Annotated in this window: 16 protein-coding genes; all 16 read left to right on the forward strand. The window is 42.1% G+C overall.

Translation table 11 applies throughout. From position 1 onward, the window contains the following. Nucleotides 1-35: 35 nt before the first annotated feature. The 16 genes from gatC to EL097_RS05150 all read left to right on the forward strand — a co-directional run bounded on the left by gatC (nucleotide 36) and on the right by EL097_RS05150 (nucleotide 16,528). Nucleotides 36-338: an Asp-tRNA(Asn)/Glu-tRNA(Gln) amidotransferase subunit GatC gene (gene gatC / locus EL097_RS05070; RefSeq protein ID WP_003045078.1), complete on the forward strand. Its 303-nt coding sequence runs from the start codon at nucleotides 36-38 to the stop codon at nucleotides 336-338. Further along, nucleotides 338-1,804: an Asp-tRNA(Asn)/Glu-tRNA(Gln) amidotransferase subunit GatA gene (gene gatA / locus EL097_RS05075; RefSeq protein ID WP_003045074.1), complete on the forward strand. Its 1,467-nt coding sequence runs from the start codon at nucleotides 338-340 to the stop codon at nucleotides 1,802-1,804. The genes gatC and gatA overlap by 1 nt, the downstream gene beginning before the upstream one ends. Next, nucleotides 1,804-3,243: an Asp-tRNA(Asn)/Glu-tRNA(Gln) amidotransferase subunit GatB gene (gatB, locus tag EL097_RS05080; protein WP_003045071.1), complete on the forward strand. Its 1,440-nt coding sequence runs from the start codon at nucleotides 1,804-1,806 to the stop codon at nucleotides 3,241-3,243. The genes gatA and gatB overlap by 1 nt, the downstream gene beginning before the upstream one ends. A gap of 268 nt (nucleotides 3,244-3,511) precedes the next feature. Next, nucleotides 3,512-4,480, forward strand: a complete 969-nt coding sequence (locus tag EL097_RS05085) for a DMT family transporter (protein WP_003045067.1) — start codon at nucleotides 3,512-3,514, stop codon at nucleotides 4,478-4,480. A 35-nt stretch (nucleotides 4,481-4,515) separates the two neighbouring features. Continuing rightward, complete coding sequence (locus EL097_RS05090; RefSeq protein WP_003045062.1) at nucleotides 4,516-4,752, forward strand: GlsB/YeaQ/YmgE family stress response membrane protein; 237 nt, start codon at nucleotides 4,516-4,518, stop codon at nucleotides 4,750-4,752. 246 nt (nucleotides 4,753-4,998) lie between these two features. Then, nucleotides 4,999-5,727 (forward strand): KxYKxGKxW signal peptide domain-containing protein, encoded by a 729-nt coding sequence (locus tag EL097_RS05095; RefSeq protein WP_129544987.1) that lies wholly within the window; start codon nucleotides 4,999-5,001, stop codon nucleotides 5,725-5,727. A gap of 439 nt (nucleotides 5,728-6,166) precedes the next feature. Beyond that, complete coding sequence (locus EL097_RS05105) at nucleotides 6,167-6,874, forward strand: histidine phosphatase family protein (protein WP_003045055.1); 708 nt, start codon at nucleotides 6,167-6,169, stop codon at nucleotides 6,872-6,874. Then, complete coding sequence (locus EL097_RS05110) at nucleotides 6,864-7,604, forward strand: M15 family metallopeptidase (protein ID WP_003045052.1); 741 nt, start codon at nucleotides 6,864-6,866, stop codon at nucleotides 7,602-7,604. Before EL097_RS05105 ends, EL097_RS05110 begins: the two co-directional genes overlap by 11 nt. Then, nucleotides 7,604-8,176: a glucosaminidase domain-containing protein gene (locus tag EL097_RS05115; protein WP_003045049.1), complete on the forward strand. Its 573-nt coding sequence runs from the start codon at nucleotides 7,604-7,606 to the stop codon at nucleotides 8,174-8,176. Before EL097_RS05110 ends, EL097_RS05115 begins: the two co-directional genes overlap by 1 nt. A 132-nt stretch (nucleotides 8,177-8,308) precedes the next feature. Then, a complete protein-coding gene (gene hrcA, locus EL097_RS05120; RefSeq protein ID WP_129545037.1) occupies nucleotides 8,309-9,343 on the forward strand; it encodes a heat-inducible transcriptional repressor HrcA in 1,035 nt (344 codons plus the stop codon). 41 nt (nucleotides 9,344-9,384) lie between these two features. After that, nucleotides 9,385-9,927 carry a nucleotide exchange factor GrpE gene (gene grpE / locus EL097_RS05125; protein ID WP_003045044.1) on the forward strand — a complete coding sequence of 181 codons (543 nt, stop codon included), beginning with the start codon at nucleotides 9,385-9,387 and terminating at the stop codon, nucleotides 9,925-9,927. Between the two features lie 375 nt (nucleotides 9,928-10,302). Beyond that, nucleotides 10,303-12,129 carry a molecular chaperone DnaK gene (gene dnaK / locus EL097_RS05130; RefSeq protein WP_003045041.1) on the forward strand — a complete coding sequence of 609 codons (1,827 nt, stop codon included), beginning with the start codon at nucleotides 10,303-10,305 and terminating at the stop codon, nucleotides 12,127-12,129. A 781-nt stretch (nucleotides 12,130-12,910) separates the two neighbouring features. Continuing rightward, nucleotides 12,911-14,047 carry a molecular chaperone DnaJ gene (gene dnaJ / locus EL097_RS05135; RefSeq protein WP_003045038.1) on the forward strand — a complete coding sequence of 379 codons (1,137 nt, stop codon included), beginning with the start codon at nucleotides 12,911-12,913 and terminating at the stop codon, nucleotides 14,045-14,047. Nucleotides 14,048-14,251: 204 nt separating this feature from the next. Continuing rightward, nucleotides 14,252-15,043, forward strand: coding sequence for an enoyl-CoA hydratase (locus tag EL097_RS05140; protein WP_093998803.1), 792 nt, complete (start codon nucleotides 14,252-14,254; stop codon nucleotides 15,041-15,043). Between the two features lie 75 nt (nucleotides 15,044-15,118). Beyond that, nucleotides 15,119-15,553: a fatty acid biosynthesis transcriptional regulator FabT gene (gene fabT / locus EL097_RS05145; protein ID WP_003045030.1), complete on the forward strand. Its 435-nt coding sequence runs from the start codon at nucleotides 15,119-15,121 to the stop codon at nucleotides 15,551-15,553. Further along, entirely contained in the window at nucleotides 15,554-16,528 is a 975-nt protein-coding gene (locus EL097_RS05150; protein ID WP_003045027.1) for a beta-ketoacyl-ACP synthase III, read from the forward strand. Nucleotides 16,529-16,572: the final 44 nt, after the last annotated feature.

The raw sequence follows: 16,572 nt of genomic DNA on the forward strand, positions 1-16,572 counted from the left end.
TGGAATACTTCTGATCATCTTGGATGGGAGAAATCATGAAAATTTCTGAAGAAGAAGTTCGCCATGTCGCGAAACTATCAAAATTATCATTTTCAGAAAGTGAGACAAGAGCCTTTGCAACGACCTTATCTAAAATCGTTGACATGGTTGAATTGCTGAACGAAGTTGATACCGAAGGTGTTGCCATTACAACAACCATGGCAGATAAGAAAAATGTGATGCGTCAAGATGTCGCCGAAGAAGGAACAGACCGTGCCTTGCTCTTTAAAAATGTTCCTGAAAAAGAAAATCACTTTATCAAGGTACCTGCTATTTTGGATGACGGAGGAGATGCCTAATGTCTTTTAATCATAAAACCATTGAAGAGTTGCATGACCTCCTTGTGGCTAAGGAGATTTCAGCAACAGAATTGACCCAAGCAACGCTTGCAGACATCAAGTCTCGTGAGGAGGCTGTTGGGTCATTTATCACTGTTTCAGAGGAAGCTGCTCTTGAACAAGCTGCGGCAATTGATGCCAAAGGTATTGATGCTGAGAACCTCATGTCAGGTATTCCACTAGCTGTTAAAGATAATATCTCAACCAAGGGAATCCTAACCACAGCCGCTTCAAAAATGTTGTATAACTATGAGCCGATTTTTGATGCCACATCAGTAGCTAATGCCTACGCTAAAGACATGATTGTCATCGGGAAAACCAACATGGACGAATTTGCCATGGGTGGTTCAACCGAAACGTCATATTTCAAGAAAACGAAAAATGCTTGGGACCACACAAAAGTACCTGGTGGCTCATCAGGTGGCTCAGCAACAGCAGTGGCTTCAGGACAAGTTCGTTTGTCTCTTGGTTCAGATACCGGTGGTTCTATTCGGCAGCCAGCTGCCTTTAATGGTGTTGTCGGTTTGAAACCGACCTATGGTACTGTTTCTCGCTATGGTTTGATTGCTTTTGGCAGCTCACTTGATCAGATTGGACCTTTTGCTCCGACAGTTAAAGAGAACGCCCAATTATTAAATGTGATTGCAAGTAGCGATGTCAAGGATGCTACTTCAGCACCTGTCCGCATTGCAGACTACACGTCTAAAATTGGTCGTGACATTAAAGGCATGAAGATTGCCCTTCCTAAAGAATACCTCGGAGAAGGGATTGATCCTGAGATTAAGGAAACGGTTCTTGCGGCCGCTAAACAATTTGAAGCCTTAGGAGCTACTGTTGAGGAAGTTAGCCTTCCACATAGCAAGTATGGTGTGGCGGTGTATTATATTATTGCGTCGTCAGAAGCGTCCTCAAACTTACAACGTTTTGATGGCATTCGCTATGGTTTCCGTGCTGACGATGCTAAAACCTTGGACGAAATCTATGTTAACACTCGTAGTCAAGGCTTTGGTGATGAGGTTAAACGTCGTATCATGCTTGGAACTTTTAGCTTATCATCGGGTTATTATGACGCTTATTTTAAAAAGGCTGGACAAGTGCGTACCTTGATTATCCAAGATTTTGACAAGGTTTTTGCGGACTATGATCTTATTTTAGGTCCAACAACACCGACGGTTGCCTTTGGACTAGATACCCTCAATGACGATCCTGTTGCCATGTATTTGGCTGATTTATTGACCATTCCGGTTAACTTGGCTGGTCTACCCGGGATTTCTATCCCAGCAGGTTTCGTCGATGGCTTGCCAGTAGGGCTTCAATTGATTGGTCCGAAATACGCCGAAGAAACCATCTATCAAGCAGCCGCAGCCTTTGAAGCGGTAACAGATTATCATAAGCAACAACCGATTATTTTTGGAGGTGACAAGTAATGAATTTTGAAACCATTATTGGGCTTGAAGTCCATGTGGAATTAAATACCAATTCCAAAATTTTCTCACCTTCGTCAGCTCACTTTGGTGAGGATCCAAATGCCAACACGAATGTAGTTGATTGGTCTTTCCCGGGAGTTTTGCCAGTCATGAACAAAGGGGTTATTGATGCGGGCATAAAAGCGGCGCTTGCCCTCAATATGGATATCCATAAAGAGATGCATTTCGACCGCAAAAATTATTTCTACCCAGATAATCCTAAAGCTTATCAAATTTCACAGTTTGACGAGCCGATTGGCTACAACGGCTGGATTGAGATTAAATTAGAAGATGGCTCAACCAAGAAAATTCGTATTGAACGCGCACACTTAGAAGAAGACGCTGGTAAAAATACTCATGGCACAGATGGTTATTCTTATGTGGACCTTAACCGCCAAGGAGTTCCTCTGATTGAGATTGTGTCAGAAGCAGACATGCGTTCCCCAGAAGAAGCTTATGCTTATTTGACAGCTCTGAAAGAAATCATCCAGTACACGGGTATTTCTGATGTCAAGATGGAAGAAGGCTCCATGCGGGTGGATGCCAATATTTCCCTTCGTCCTTACGGGCAAGAACAATTTGGAACAAAGACCGAATTGAAAAACTTGAACTCCTTCTCAAATGTCCGCAAAGGGCTCGAATTTGAGGTGGAACGTCAAGCCAAAATCTTGCGTTCAGGTGGGGTGATTCGCCAAGAAACGCGCCGCTATGACGAAGCAAATAAGGGGACTATTTTGATGCGGGTCAAAGAAGGAGCAGCGGATTACCGGTATTTCCCAGAACCAGACCTACCATTATATGAGATTGATGATGCTTGGATTGACGAGATGCGTGCCCAATTACCACAATTTCCAGCTCAGCGTCGTGCAAAATATGAAGAGGAACTTGGTCTCTCAGCTTATGATGCTAGCCAGCTAACCGCTACCAAAGCCTTGTCAGACTTCTTTGAAGCTGCAGTGGCTCTTGGAGGCGATGCTAAGCAAGTCTCTAATTGGCTACAAGGAGAAGTTGCCCAATTTCTTAATGCTGAAAGCAAAACCATCGAAGAAATTGGCTTGACGCCTGACAACTTAGTGGAAATGATTGGCATCATTGCTGATGGCACTATTTCTTCTAAAATCGCTAAGAAAGTCTTTGTACATTTGGCTAAAAACGGCGGTTCAGCTCGCGCTTACGTGGAAAAGGCAGGGCTTGTTCAGATTTCTGATCCAGCTGTTCTGGTACCAATTATTCACCAAGTCTTTGCTGATAATGAAGCTGCAGTGGCTGATTTCAAATCAGGTAAACGCAATGCCGACAAGGCTTTCACAGGCTTCTTGATGAAGGCAACCAAAGGTCAAGCAAATCCACAAGTCGCTCAACAATTATTGGCGCAAGAATTGCAAAAACTATTAGATTAGTCCTTATCACCAATAGCTGATGAGAGACTTTAATATCAAAAAGTGATTGATTGACGAGTGCTTTTCTTAAAGTTCGCTCATTTGTAACCAGAGTAGTATAATCGTAAGGACTGATAGAGCGTGCATCGTTAACTCAGACGCGGCGACTAGTTTATGAAGGATTGTCTAAGAGCTTAAAAAAGACTTCTCAAAGTAGCCTATTTAGGCTAGCTAAGCCTGCTTAACGGTGTTAAACTAATTTTTAAAGAGATGGAAAAAGGGTGGTGCTATGTCAAAAACGCTTAAAGGAAGTCTAATGGTTCTATTGGCAGGAGTGGCTTGGGGAATTTCAGGTGTTTCTGGTCAATATTTAATGGGACATGGCATGGACGTTCATTTATTGACCTCCCTTCGCCTGATCATATCTGGTCTGATTTTATCGGCTCTAGCTTGTTGGCGTCAAAAAGAACAGGTTGTAGCACTTATTACTTCTCAAAAACAGTTAAGAGAACTTTTGATTTATAGCTTACTTGGTCTGGGACTTAACCAATACGCCTACCTTTTGGCAATACGCTACTCCAATGCTGGTACAGCCACCGTTTTACAGTACTTATCTCCCATTTTGGTATTGGTTTTTGTTTCTTTGAAGGCTAAACGTCTGCCCAGTCTATCCGAAACGCTGGCTATTATACTGGCTATCGTAGGTACTGCTATTATGGCCTTTCATGGGGATTTAGCTCATTTGGCCATTAGTCCGATAGGATTGTTTTGGGGTATTTTTTCGGCCCTCACTTATGCCTATTGCGTCATTAAGCCGGTTAAATTAATTGAGGAGTGGGGAAGTTTGCTGGTCATTGGACTGGCTATGCTAATGGGGGGGATCGTCTTTCCAGTAGTGACCAGAGCCTGGAGATACCCTCTAGTTTTAACAGTCGGCAACTTGATTGCTCTAGTCGGTATTATTGGGGTAGGAACCCTTTTTGCCTATACTTTTTTTCTCAAAGGTGCTTCTCTCATTGGGCCTGTTAAGGCAAGCCTGCTAGCATCTATTGAGCCAGTGGCCTCTGTTTTCTTTGCCATTGTGCTCCTGAAAGAGTTTTTTTACGCCATTGATCTTTTAGGAATGGTTTTGATTTTAGTGGCTGTTTTGCTGATTTCTTTTAGAGATTTGCTGATTTACCAAAAAGAAAAACGGTTGATGAAAGCAGCTGTGAGACAGAACATCAAGCGTAAGAAGGGTTGCGATTTATTAAGGTAGCTATAATAGACGAGATAAGAGAAAGAGGTAGTGAGATGATTTGGTCTTTAATAGTAGGTGCTATCATCGGCATGATTGCAGGTAAAATCACCGAAAAAGGGCAGTCTATGGGCTGTTTTACTAATAGTGTTGCCGGCCTTATTGGGTCGGCCGTTGGTCAAAGGCTTTTTGGGGATTGGGGCATTCAGTTGGCAGGCATGGCTATTTTCCCCTCCATCATGGGAGCAGCCATTGTGATTGTTCTTGCGTCAGCTATTTTTGGTAACAAATGATAAGACGAGCTCTAGTAGTGCTCAGATAAGAAAAAGGTCTGAGATAAAATGAGTTCTCAGCACAGAAAAAATAGGGATTCACTTCTGGTGAGTCTCTATTTTTGTCTGATTGCTCTTTTGGTTGCGTTTATTTTTAAGGTTCCTTCTACATCACAATTTTTTATAAAAAAGGCTTGACAATATATATATATATAATTGTTTTCTAATTAAAAAATAATTATATAAAAGTGAGGTATAGTTAATTTAATGAACCAATCAAAAGGGAAATTCAGAACATGGAAATCCAAAAAGCAATGGCTATTTGCGGGTGGAGTAGTGACGAGTGGCTTACTGCTCTCTGCACTGGTCTCAGCCCTTTTTTTAGGCTCAGGTGCTGGGCCTCGGCAAGTTAAAGATCCAGATAATCGCCAAGTAGCCTTGAGCGGAGATAATGGCGGTTCTCAACGTCCAGGTCTAAGCGGAGATAATGGCGGTTCTCAACGTCCAGGTCTAAGCGGAGATAACGGCGGCCGACTTCCAGGTCTAAGCGGAGATAACGGAGGCCGACTTCCAGGTCTAAGCGGAGATAACGGCGGTTCTCAACGTCCAGGTCTAAGCGGAGATAACGGAGGCCGACTTTCAGGTCTAAGCGGAGATAACGGCGGTTCTCAACGTCCAGGTCTAAGCGGAGATAATGGAGGCCGACTTTCAGGTCTAAGCGGAGATAATGGAGGCCGACTTTCAGGTCTAAGCGGAGATAACGGAGGCCGACTTCCAGGTCTAAGCGGAGATAACGGCGGTTCTCAACGTCCAGGTCTAAGCGGAGATAATGGAGGCCGACTTCTAGGTCTAAGCGGAGATAATGGCGGTTCTCAACGTCCAGGTCTAAGCGGAGATAATGGCGGCCGACTTCCAGGTCTAAGCGGAGATAACGGCGGCCGACTTCCAGGTCTAAGCGGAGATAACGGAGGCCGACTTTCAGGCGAAGAAGGGTGAAACCATAGATTTGTCTGGTGGAGGAACTGTTACTATAGACTTTAATTTTCTTTAAGCCTTACCCTATCTCTCTTTATTCAGATGCCAATGAGCAAGCACAAAAAAGCTGGTCCTGAAAGGATACCAGCTTTTTTGGCAGCTTCAAACATCTTATCTTTTATTAGCTACCATTATATTATAAAGTCTCAACATTAAGAAATAGTGTCAATTGAATAACAACTCTTCTTTTTCTGGTAGATACTGACAACTTTTGGTGGTCTTTTAGAGACAGTTCCGGTCATGGCTGCTAATCCGCATTCATCGGCTGACTTTATTGCTTGTGCTGGGCAGATGCCAGCTCCTGTCCACAGCTTTAAGAATTAATGGCTAGCACTTGTCTGTTTTTGCAAGTGTTTTCTTTAAATGCTATAATAATAAGAAGAGATTTTTGGAGGTTGAAATGACAAAAACAAGACTGTATATTGCTAGACACGGCAAAACCATGTTTAACACCATTGGTCGTGCTCAAGGTTGGAGTGATACACCTCTTACGAAAAAAGGAGAAGAGGGTATCCGAGAATTAGGCTTGGGACTGAAAGATGCTGGTGTTCCTTTTAAAGCCGCTTTTTCAAGTGATTCAGGGCGAACCATGCAAACCATGGACATTATTTTGAGAGAATCGGAAAACGAATTTCTCCCTTACACACGCGATAAACGCATTCGTGAGTGGTGCTTTGGTAGCCTTGATGGGGCTTATGATTCAGAGTTATTCTTAGGTGTTCTTCCAAGAACAAAAGTCTTTGAAAACCGTGACAACTTGCGTGATGTCCCTTATTCTGAATTAGCAGAAAGCATCGTAGAAGTTGATACGGCTAACTGGGCAGAACCATGGGAAGTCCTCCGCAAACGTATTTGGGACGGTTTTGAAGCTATCGCCCTATCTATTCAAAATGCTGGTGGTGGCAACGCCCTTGTGGTGAGTCATGGCATGACGATTGGTACTTTTATGTGGCTAATCGATCCAGATCGTGAAAAACAATATATTGATAATGGTAGTGTTACGGTTGTCGAATTTGAAGATGGGGAATTTACCATTAAAACTATTGGAGACATGAGTTACCGTTACCGTGGTCGTGAAATAATAGAAGCAATGTCAAATGAAACATAATCAGTTAAAACCCTTATTCCAATTACTCGTTGTTGGTCTGTTCTTGGGAGGTATCTACCTTTTTATTAAACCAGAAAAGCAAGTCTTACCGACCACACCCCAACACAAGGCAGCCAGTCAGCAAGTGGTCAAGCAAAAGAAATCATCCACAAGGCTCCCCAAGGTGTCTCCGAAAGACTGGGAATTGGTCTTGGTCAATCGTGACCATATCACTGAGGAAATGAGCCCAGAATTGGTTGACGTGAATGGCATTTCTGTTGACAAACGCATTGAACAAGCTACCGCTGATTTTTTAGCGGCAGCTCAAGCCATTGACCCTCAAGAACACCTTATTTCAGGCTATCGCTCAGTAGCCTATCAAGCGGAGCTTTATCAATCTTATCTTAGCCAAGAAATGGCCAAGGATCCTAGTTTAACACAAGAAGCTGCGGAAGCTTTGGTGCAGACCTATTCTCAGCCAGCAGGTGCCAGTGAACACCAGACAGGACTAGCTATTGATATGAGTACCGTAGATAGCTTAAATGCTAGCGATCCACAAGTAGCCAAGGCTGTTCAAAAAATAGCACCTGAATATGGTTTTGTGCTGCGGTTTCCAGATGGGAAAAAACAAAGCACAGGGGTTGGTTATGAGGATTGGCATTACCGTTATGTGGGGAAGGCCTCAGCCCGTTATATGACCCAGCATAACCTTACTCTAGAAGAATATATCACTGCTTTGAAGGAGAAATGATGAGAAGCCGACTGAAATTACCCTATTTTGTAGGGCTCCTACTCTTCTTTTTGATTTTGATGATTGGCCCTCTGCTTGTTAATGGAAGAACGGCTAGCGCCACCAAAGAGATTAAGGTAGGCTACACCCAAGAGCAACTGATTCAAAGCATTGGTCCAGAAGTGAAGCCTCTGGCAGAGTATTATGGAGTCAGCCCCTCTGTTTTGATTGGCCAAATCCTGTTAGACACCAAAGATGGCAAGACCTTGCTAGCTGCTAAGTATCATAATCTCTTTAACAAAGAAGCAGCAGTGGGACAGGCAGCCATTACATTAAAATCTCCTAAGCAAAACAACCGAAAAATTAGGTATGCTGTTTATAAAGATAGAGAAAGTGCTATCAGAGATTACCTAAGCATGCTTAGCCAAGGGAACATCGCTGACAAAGGCTTGTACCGAAGTCTAGCAACAGAAAAAGGCTATAAAATTCCAGCTCAAAGCTTACAAGACTATCTTCACCCCGATGATAAAACTTACGCAAAACGTTTGATTCAAGTCATTGAGGACAAGAATTTAACAAGCTATGATCAATAGAATTAGCACTCTTTGAAAAGAGTGCTAATTTTTTGAGTTTTTCCCTTGACATGCGTGTTGGAAGGAGTATAATGGAATTATAAATTAGCAGTCTGATACATAGAGTGCTAAGTGAAAGGAAGTGGTTGGTTTGTGATTACCGAGCGTCAAAACGACATCTTAAACCTTATTGTGGAATTGTTTACGCAGACCCATGAACCAGTCGGCTCAAAAGCTTTACAGTCTGTTATAGATTCTAGTAGTGCTACTATCAGAAATGACATGGCTAAGCTGGAAAAACTGGGCCTCCTTGAAAAAGCACATACTTCTAGCGGACGGATGCCGAGTGCTGCAGGGTTTAAGTATTTTGTGGAACACTCACTAAGTTTAGATAGCATTGATGAACAAGATGTCTATCAGATGGTCAAAGCCTTTGATTTTGAAGCCTTTAGACTGGAAGATCTTCTGGCTAAGGCCAGTCAAATTTTAGCAGAAATTACGGGCTATACGGCTGTAATTTTAGATGTGGAACCTGCTAGGCAAAAATTAACGGCCTTTGATATTGTTCAATTGTCCAATCATGATGCCTTAGCTGTGCTTACCTTGGACGAATCAAAACCCTTAACCGTTCAGTTTGCCATTCCCAAAAATTTCCTTAGCAAAGACCTTTTAGTTCTCAAGGAAATTGTGGATGAGCGTCTATTAGGTAGGGACGTGATGGCTGTTCATTATAAATTACGAACAGAAATTCCACAGGTTGTTCAAAAGTATTTCACAGTGACAGACAACGTCTTGGATCTGTTTGCTTACATCTTTGCTGGTCTTTTCCAAGAAACGATTTTTGTTTCAGGAAAGGTAGCTTCTCTTGATTATGCTGGCTTAGCTACCTATCAATTTCTTGACCATGAGCAACAGTTGGCCCTGTCAATTAGGCAGAGCATGGCAGAAGATGATATGGCGATCGTTCAAGTGGCAGAAAGTCGAGAAGCAGCTCTGGCCAATGTCACCCTGTTGACTTACAAATTTTTAATTCCTTATCGTGGTTTTGGGCTGCTTAGCCTAATCGGACCGATTGATATGGATTATCGCCGTAGTGTCAGTTTGATGAATGTTATCGGACGTATTCTGGCAGTTAAATTAAGAGATTACTACCGTTATTTGAATAGTAATCACTATGAAGTTAACTAGCGCAGCTTATTGATTGAAAATATAAGAAAGAGGTATAGCCCTTGTCAAAAAAAGAAAAAAAAGAACAGGTCAAGCAAGAAGCTATCGACGAGGTTGTTGAGACAACTGAAGAGACAAAAGATAACGTCGTTGAAGAAACTCCTGAGAAAACAGACTTGGAATTGGCTAATGAACGCGCAGAAGACTTTGAAAACAAGTACCTCCGCGCTCACGCTGAGATGCAAAACATTCAACGCCGTGCCAACGAAGAACGTCAAAACTTGCAACGTTACCGTTCGCAAGACTTAGCGAAAAAAATTCTCCCAAGCCTTGATAATTTAGAACGTGCTTTAGCTGTTGAAGGGCTGACAGACGATGTCAAAAAAGGCCTTGAAATGGTTCAAGAGAGCCTTGTTCAAGCCCTTAAAGAAGAAGGGATTGAAGAAGTGGCTGTAGAAAGCTTTGATCACAATCTCCATATGGCTGTTCAAACCTTGCCAGCAGACGATGACCACCCAGCAGATAGCATTGCACAAGTTTTCCAAAAAGGCTACAAACTCCATGAGCGCTTGCTAAGACCAGCCATGGTGGTAGTTTATAATTAAGATGCAAAGGGCGTAAAAAGCGAAAAGAAAATAGGAAACCAATGATGTGTGTTTACCCTCAGGAAGACTTATTTTTATCACGATGCTTTTAGCGCCTGCTCAATTGAGCTATCTCACTTGACCGAAATGTCAGTAAACTAAGAAATGACAATATTAAAACGTTCATTTAACTGCGCTAGCAATGAAGCGAACGTAGTGAGTGTTATTGGATTTGTCCCCGCTGAGGTAAGGGTAAGAGCCCTTTAAAAGAGCTATTACTTGGAAACTTTTGAGACTCTAGGCTCAACAGTTAGCCATGAAACCGAAGGTTTGCTGGTGTCCCAACCTCCTAAGGGAACAATCAAAAGAAAATAAAATTCAGAAGAGGAAATAAACATGAGTAAAATTATCGGTATTGACTTAGGTACAACTAACTCAGCAGTCGCAGTTCTTGAAGGATCTGAATCAAAAATCATTGCTAACCCAGAAGGAAACCGTACAACACCATCTGTTGTCTCTTTCAAAAATGGTGAAATCATTGTTGGTGATGCTGCAAAACGTCAAGCAGTCACAAACCCAGATACCATTATCTCAATCAAATCAAAAATGGGTACTTCTGAAAAAGTTGCTGCAAATGGTAAAGAATACACACCACAAGAAATCTCAGCTATGATTCTTCAATACCTTAAAGGTTATGCTGAAGACTATCTTGGTGAAAAAGTGACTAAAGCGGTTATCACAGTTCCTGCTTACTTCAACGATGCGCAACGTCAAGCGACTAAAGATGCTGGTAAAATTGCTGGTCTTGAAGTAGAACGTATTGTCAACGAACCAACAGCAGCAGCTCTTGCTTACGGTCTTGACAAAACAGATAAAGAAGAAAAAATCTTGGTATTTGACCTTGGTGGTGGTACCTTTGACGTATCTATCCTTGAACTGGGTGACGGTGTCTTCGACGTACTCGCGACTGCTGGTGATAACAAACTTGGTGGTGATGACTTTGACCAAAAAATCATTGATTTCTTAGTCGAAGAATTCAAAAAAGAAAATGGTATTGACCTTTCTCAAGACAAAATGGCGCTTCAACGTTTGAAAGATGCTGCTGAAAAAGCTAAGAAAGATTTGTCAGGTGTCACTCAAACTCAAATTTCATTGCCATTTATCACTGCTGGTGCAAGTGGACCTCTCCACTTGGAAATGAGCTTGTCACGTGCTAAATTTGATGACCTTACTCGTGACCTTGTAGAACGTACGAAAACACCAGTTCGCCAAGCCCTTTCAGATGCAGGCTTGTCATTATCAGAAATTGATGAAGTTATCCTTGTTGGTGGATCAACACGTATCCCAGCAGTTGTTGAAGCGGTTAAAGCTGAAACAGGTAAAGAACCAAACAAATCAGTTAACCCTGATGAAGTGGTTGCTATGGGTGCTGCTATCCAAGGTGGTGTCATTACTGGTGATGTCAAAGACGTTGTGCTTCTTGACGTGACACCATTGTCACTTGGTATCGAAACCATGGGTGGTGTCTTCACAAAACTTATCGACCGCAACACCACTATCCCAACATCTAAATCACAAGTCTTCTCAACAGCAGCGGACAACCAACCAGCTGTTGACATCCACGTTCTTCAAGGTGAACGCCCAATGGCAGCAGATAACAAGACTCTTGGACGTTTCCAATTGACTGATATTCCTGCAGCTCCTCGTGGTATTCCACAAATCGAAGTAACCTTTGATATTGATAAAAATGGTATTGTTTCTGTAAAAGCAAAAGACCTTGGTACGCAAAAAGAACAACACATCGTTATCAAGTCAAATGACGGTCTTTCAGAAGAAGAAATTGACCGTATGATGAAAGACGCAGAAGCAAATGCTGAAGCAGATGCAAAACGTAAAGAGGAAGTTGATCTTAAAAACGAAGTTGACCAAGCTATCTTTGCTACTGAAAAAACCATCAAAGAAACTGAAGGTAAAGGTTTTGATACAGAGCGTGATGCCGCTCAAGCAGCTCTTGATGACTTGAAGAAAGCTCAAGAATCTGGCAACCTTGACGACATGAAGGCTAAACTTGAAGCCCTTAATGAAAAAGCACAAGCCTTAGCCGTTAAAATGTACGAACAAGCTGCTGCAGCTCAACAAGCAGCACAAGGTGCAGAAGGTGCTCAAGCAAGTGATTCATCAAATGATGACGGCGTTGTAGATGGCGAATTTACGGAAAAATAAAAATGTCTACTAGACATTTTTATCCCGAACCCTGAAACAAAAAGTGATGCCGTCCACTGAACTGTTTTATCCCATGAGATGGAAATGCCAATCGAGTAGTAGGCTCTATGGACTATTTTAGCCTGTGAACCTAGAGACAGAGAGCGGACGGTTAAGGTTCGGGGGACCTTTTTATCTCAAGCCAAGAAATTGGAGAGCTCGAATTCATGTTAATTCGAAAAGTGGTTACTATCGAATCACATGACACGCGTCATAATAAGCTACAAATTCAGAGGTTGCCCCAGCCTCTGTTTTTGGCTAGAAAGCGACCGAAGACTGTAAAAAAGATGTATTAGGTCGTGGGAAAAGCGAAAGCGACGGGGTCGGAGACCGCAGATATGGGCAACTCCAACGTGGTGAAGGTCAGATGACAGTTGTGTTATTTGATGGGGAAAGACCTTAGGGCTTGATTATAAGTCATGATAGGCAATAAGCGACTGCTGACGATCACGCCACTTAAGGAGTTTGTTGAAAAAAGATGAAACTCACAGAAAGGAAGGCAAGTGTTCTTAATTGAACATGAGCTACGGACTGTGCTAAAAAGATTGTTTTTCTTTGGACGCAAGTCGTCTGACGTCAAAACTCCTATTTCTTAGGAATTTATCGAGAGAAGAACCTTTATATAGAAAGGAAACGAACCCGCCCTAAAAGCTGTGTGAAAAAGATGAATCGTTTAGAAAATCAGGATTTTCTGTCGATTTCCTATTGTCACTTTGCTTTTTTCGGGCTTGGTATCTTAATTATGAACAATACTGAATTTTACGATCGTTTGGGGGTTTCTAAGGATGCCTCCCAAGACGACATTAAAAAAGCTTACCGTAAGATGTCCAAAAAATACCATCCAGACATCAATAAAGAAGCAGGTGCAGAGCAAAAATATAAGGATGTCCAAGAGGCCTATGAAACGCTAAGCGACTCTCAAAAACGTGCCGCTTATGACCAATATGGAGCTGCGGGTGCTAATGGTGGCTTCGGTAGTGGAGCGGGCGGTTTTGGTGGCTTTGATGGTGCTGGCTTTGGCGGCTTTGAAGACATTTTCTCAAGTTTCTTTGGTGGCGGTGGCATGCGCAACCCTAATGCTCCTCGTCAAGGCGATGACTTACAGTACCGTGTCAATTTGTCTTTTGAAGAGGCTGTTTTTGGTGTTGAAAAAGAAGTTAGCTATAACCGTGAAGCAACTTGTGGCACCTGTGCAGGGTCAGGTGCAAAACCTGGTACTAGTCCAGTGACCTGTCGTAAGTGTCACGGTTCAGGTGTGATGACGGTTGATACACAAACACCCCTAGGTATGATGCGTCGTCAAGTGACTTGTGATGTCTGTCATGGTAGTGGACAAGAAATTAAAGAACCGTGTCCAACCTGTCATGGGACTGGTCATGAAAAGAAAGTCCACAAAGTTTCCGTCAAAATTCCAGCAGGTGTGGAAACTGGTCAGCAAATTCGTCTTCAAGGACAAGGTGAGGCTGGTTTTAATGGTGGACCTTATGGTGATCTATTTGTCATTTTAAATGTCTTACCAAGTAAGAAATTTGAGCGAAATGGTTCGACGATTTATTACAGTCTGAATATCACTTTCACTCAGGCAGCCTTAGGGGATACTGTAGATATTCCAACAGTCCATGGCGATGTTGAAATGGCTATCCCAGCAGGAACACAAACAGGTAAAACCTTCCGTCTCAAAGGCAAAGGGGCACCAAAGCTCCGTGGTGGTGGCCAAGGTGATCAGCATGTGACAGTCAATATTGTCACTCCAACCAAACTCAATGAAGCTCAAAAAGAAGCTTTAAGGGCTTTTGCTGAGGCAAGTGGTGAGCAACCTCTCCATCCCAAGAAAAAAGGATTCTTTGATAAGGTCAAAGATGCTTTAGAAGATATTTAAAAGAATTAAACGAATGCTTTTTTGAAAGCTGCGTTTTTTCTTATTAAAATCAAGGTGGGAGGCATTTTTGATGTTAAAACTCATTTTTTTCTTGCCAAAGTCCTCAATCTGGTGTATCATATTTAGGTAATTAATTTGATTATCAAATCATTTTAAAATAAAATAATTTTGTTTTCAAATAAGTTATCAGAAAAGAGGGCTGTTATGCAGTTTAAACATATCATCTTTGACATTGAAGACGACCTTGCGACTCTAACCTTAAACCGTCCAGAGGTATCTAATGGGTTTAACATTCCGATCTGTCAAGAAATTTTAGAAGCATTGGTGGAAGTTAAGCAGCAGTCTTCTGTGCGCTTTTTACTGATTAAAGCCAATGGGAAAATTTTTTCAGTTGGTGGGGATTTGGTTGAGATGCAAGCTGCTGTTGAAAAGGATGATGTCCAGTCATTGGTTAAAATTGCTGAGCTGGTTCAAGAAATTTCATTTGCAATTAAGCAGCTGCCTAAACCAGTTATTCTTTGTGCTGATGGTGCAGTAGCTGGTGCAGCATTTAATATTGCTTTAGCAGTCGATTTTTGCATTGCTAGCTCGCAAACAAAATTTATTCAAGCCTTTGTTAATGTTGGCTTGGCACCTGATGCGGGTGGTCTCTTCTTGCTAACACGTGCAGTTGGACTGAACCGCGCCACCCATCTTGTCATGACTGGTGAGGGAGTAACAGCAGAAAAAGGTCTTGACTATGGCTTTGTTTATCGTACAGCCGAATCCGATAAGTTAGACAAAGCTTGTCTTCAACTCTTAAAACGGTTGAGACGCGGGTCTTCCAATTCCTACGCTGGAATGAAGACTTTGGTATGGCAGAGTTTTTTTACAGGCTGGGAAGATTATGCTAAGAAAGAACTTGATATTCAAGAAGAACTAGCCTTCAAAGAAGATTTCAAAGAAGGTGTTAGAGCTTATGGAGAGAGACGACGACCGAATTTCCAAGGAAAGTAAGACATCAATGCTTGCAAAAAGCTTTGACCTTTGATATACTTTGATTGTCAAAGTTTATTGCTAGGAGGTGTTTACTTGGAATATGACAAAATTAACCAATACTTGGTTGATATTTTCAATCGTATCTTGGTTATTGAAGAAATGAGCCTAAAGACGAGTCAGTTTAGTGATGTCTCATTAAAAGAGATGCACACCATTGAGATTATTGGAAAATATGATCAGGTGACGCCAAGTGACATTGCCAGAGAACTAATGGTAACATTAGGAACGGTAACCACTAGCTTGAATAAACTGGAAGCAAAAGGCTACATCGAAAGAAGGCGGTCAAGTTCAGACAGACGGGTTGTTTACCTGTCACTAACAAAAAAAGGTCGCCTTTTGGATCGCCTTCATGCTAAGTTTCACAAAAACATGGTTGGTCATGTGATTGCTGATATGAGTGACGAAGAGATGCAAGCGCTGATGCGCGGACTAGGCAACCTACATCAATTTTTGGAGGATTTGGTTTAAATGGTCTTTTCGAAAATCAGTCAGGTGGCTCACTACGTTCCTGAACAGCTAGTGACCAATGATGATTTAGCAAACATAATGGATACCAGTCATGAGTGGATTTTTTCTCGGACAGGAATTGCACAGCGACATATTACCAGGGATGAAATGACCAGTGATTTGGCTAGTCGAGTTGCAGAGCAACTCTTGGCAAGGTCTGGTTTAGAGGCGGATCTTATTGATTTTATTATCGTTGCTACTATTAGTTCAGATGCTACAATGCCTTCAACAGCGGCAAAAGTTCAAGCGACTATTGGTGCTACGAGAGCCTTTGCCTTTGATATGACAGCTGCTTGTAGTGGATTTGTCTTTGCTTTGGCCATGGCTGATAAACTTATTTCATCGGGTGCTTATCAGAAGGGAATGGTGATTGGGGCAGAGACTTTATCAAAATTGCTTGACTGGGAGGATAGAAGTACAGCTGTTCTCTTCGGAGATGGGGCAGGGGGTATCTTGCTAGAAGCCAGTCAAGACAAGCATGTATTAGCAGAAGCCTTACATACTGATGGGGCTCGTGGACGGAGTTTGACTTCTGGTCAGACTAGTCTATCCTCTCCCTTTTCCATTAGCGAAGAAGCAAGAACTACCATTCAAATGGATGGACGTGCCATCTTTGATTTTGCGATTAGAGATGTGTCCAAAAATATTTCATCAATCATTGAACAGTCAGGTCTAGCCAAAGAAGACTTGGATTATCTGCTCTTGCACCAAGCCAATCGTCGTATTCTTGACAAAATGGCTCGTAAAATCGACCTCCCTCGAGAGAAATTTCTTGAAAACATGATGCATTACGGAAATACAAGTGCAGCGAGTATCCCAATTCTCTTGTCAGAGGCTGTCCAAAAGGGGCAGATTAAATTAGATGGTAGCCAAAAGGTCTTATTTTCCGGTTTTGGTGGAGGTTTGACATGGGGAAGTCTAATTGTTAAAATCTAGTTATATCATGTGCCTAGCACATTTATAAAAATAAATTTATATTT

Source organism: Streptococcus canis, assembly GCF_900636575.1.
GTDB lineage: Bacteria > Bacillota > Bacilli > Lactobacillales > Streptococcaceae > Streptococcus > Streptococcus canis.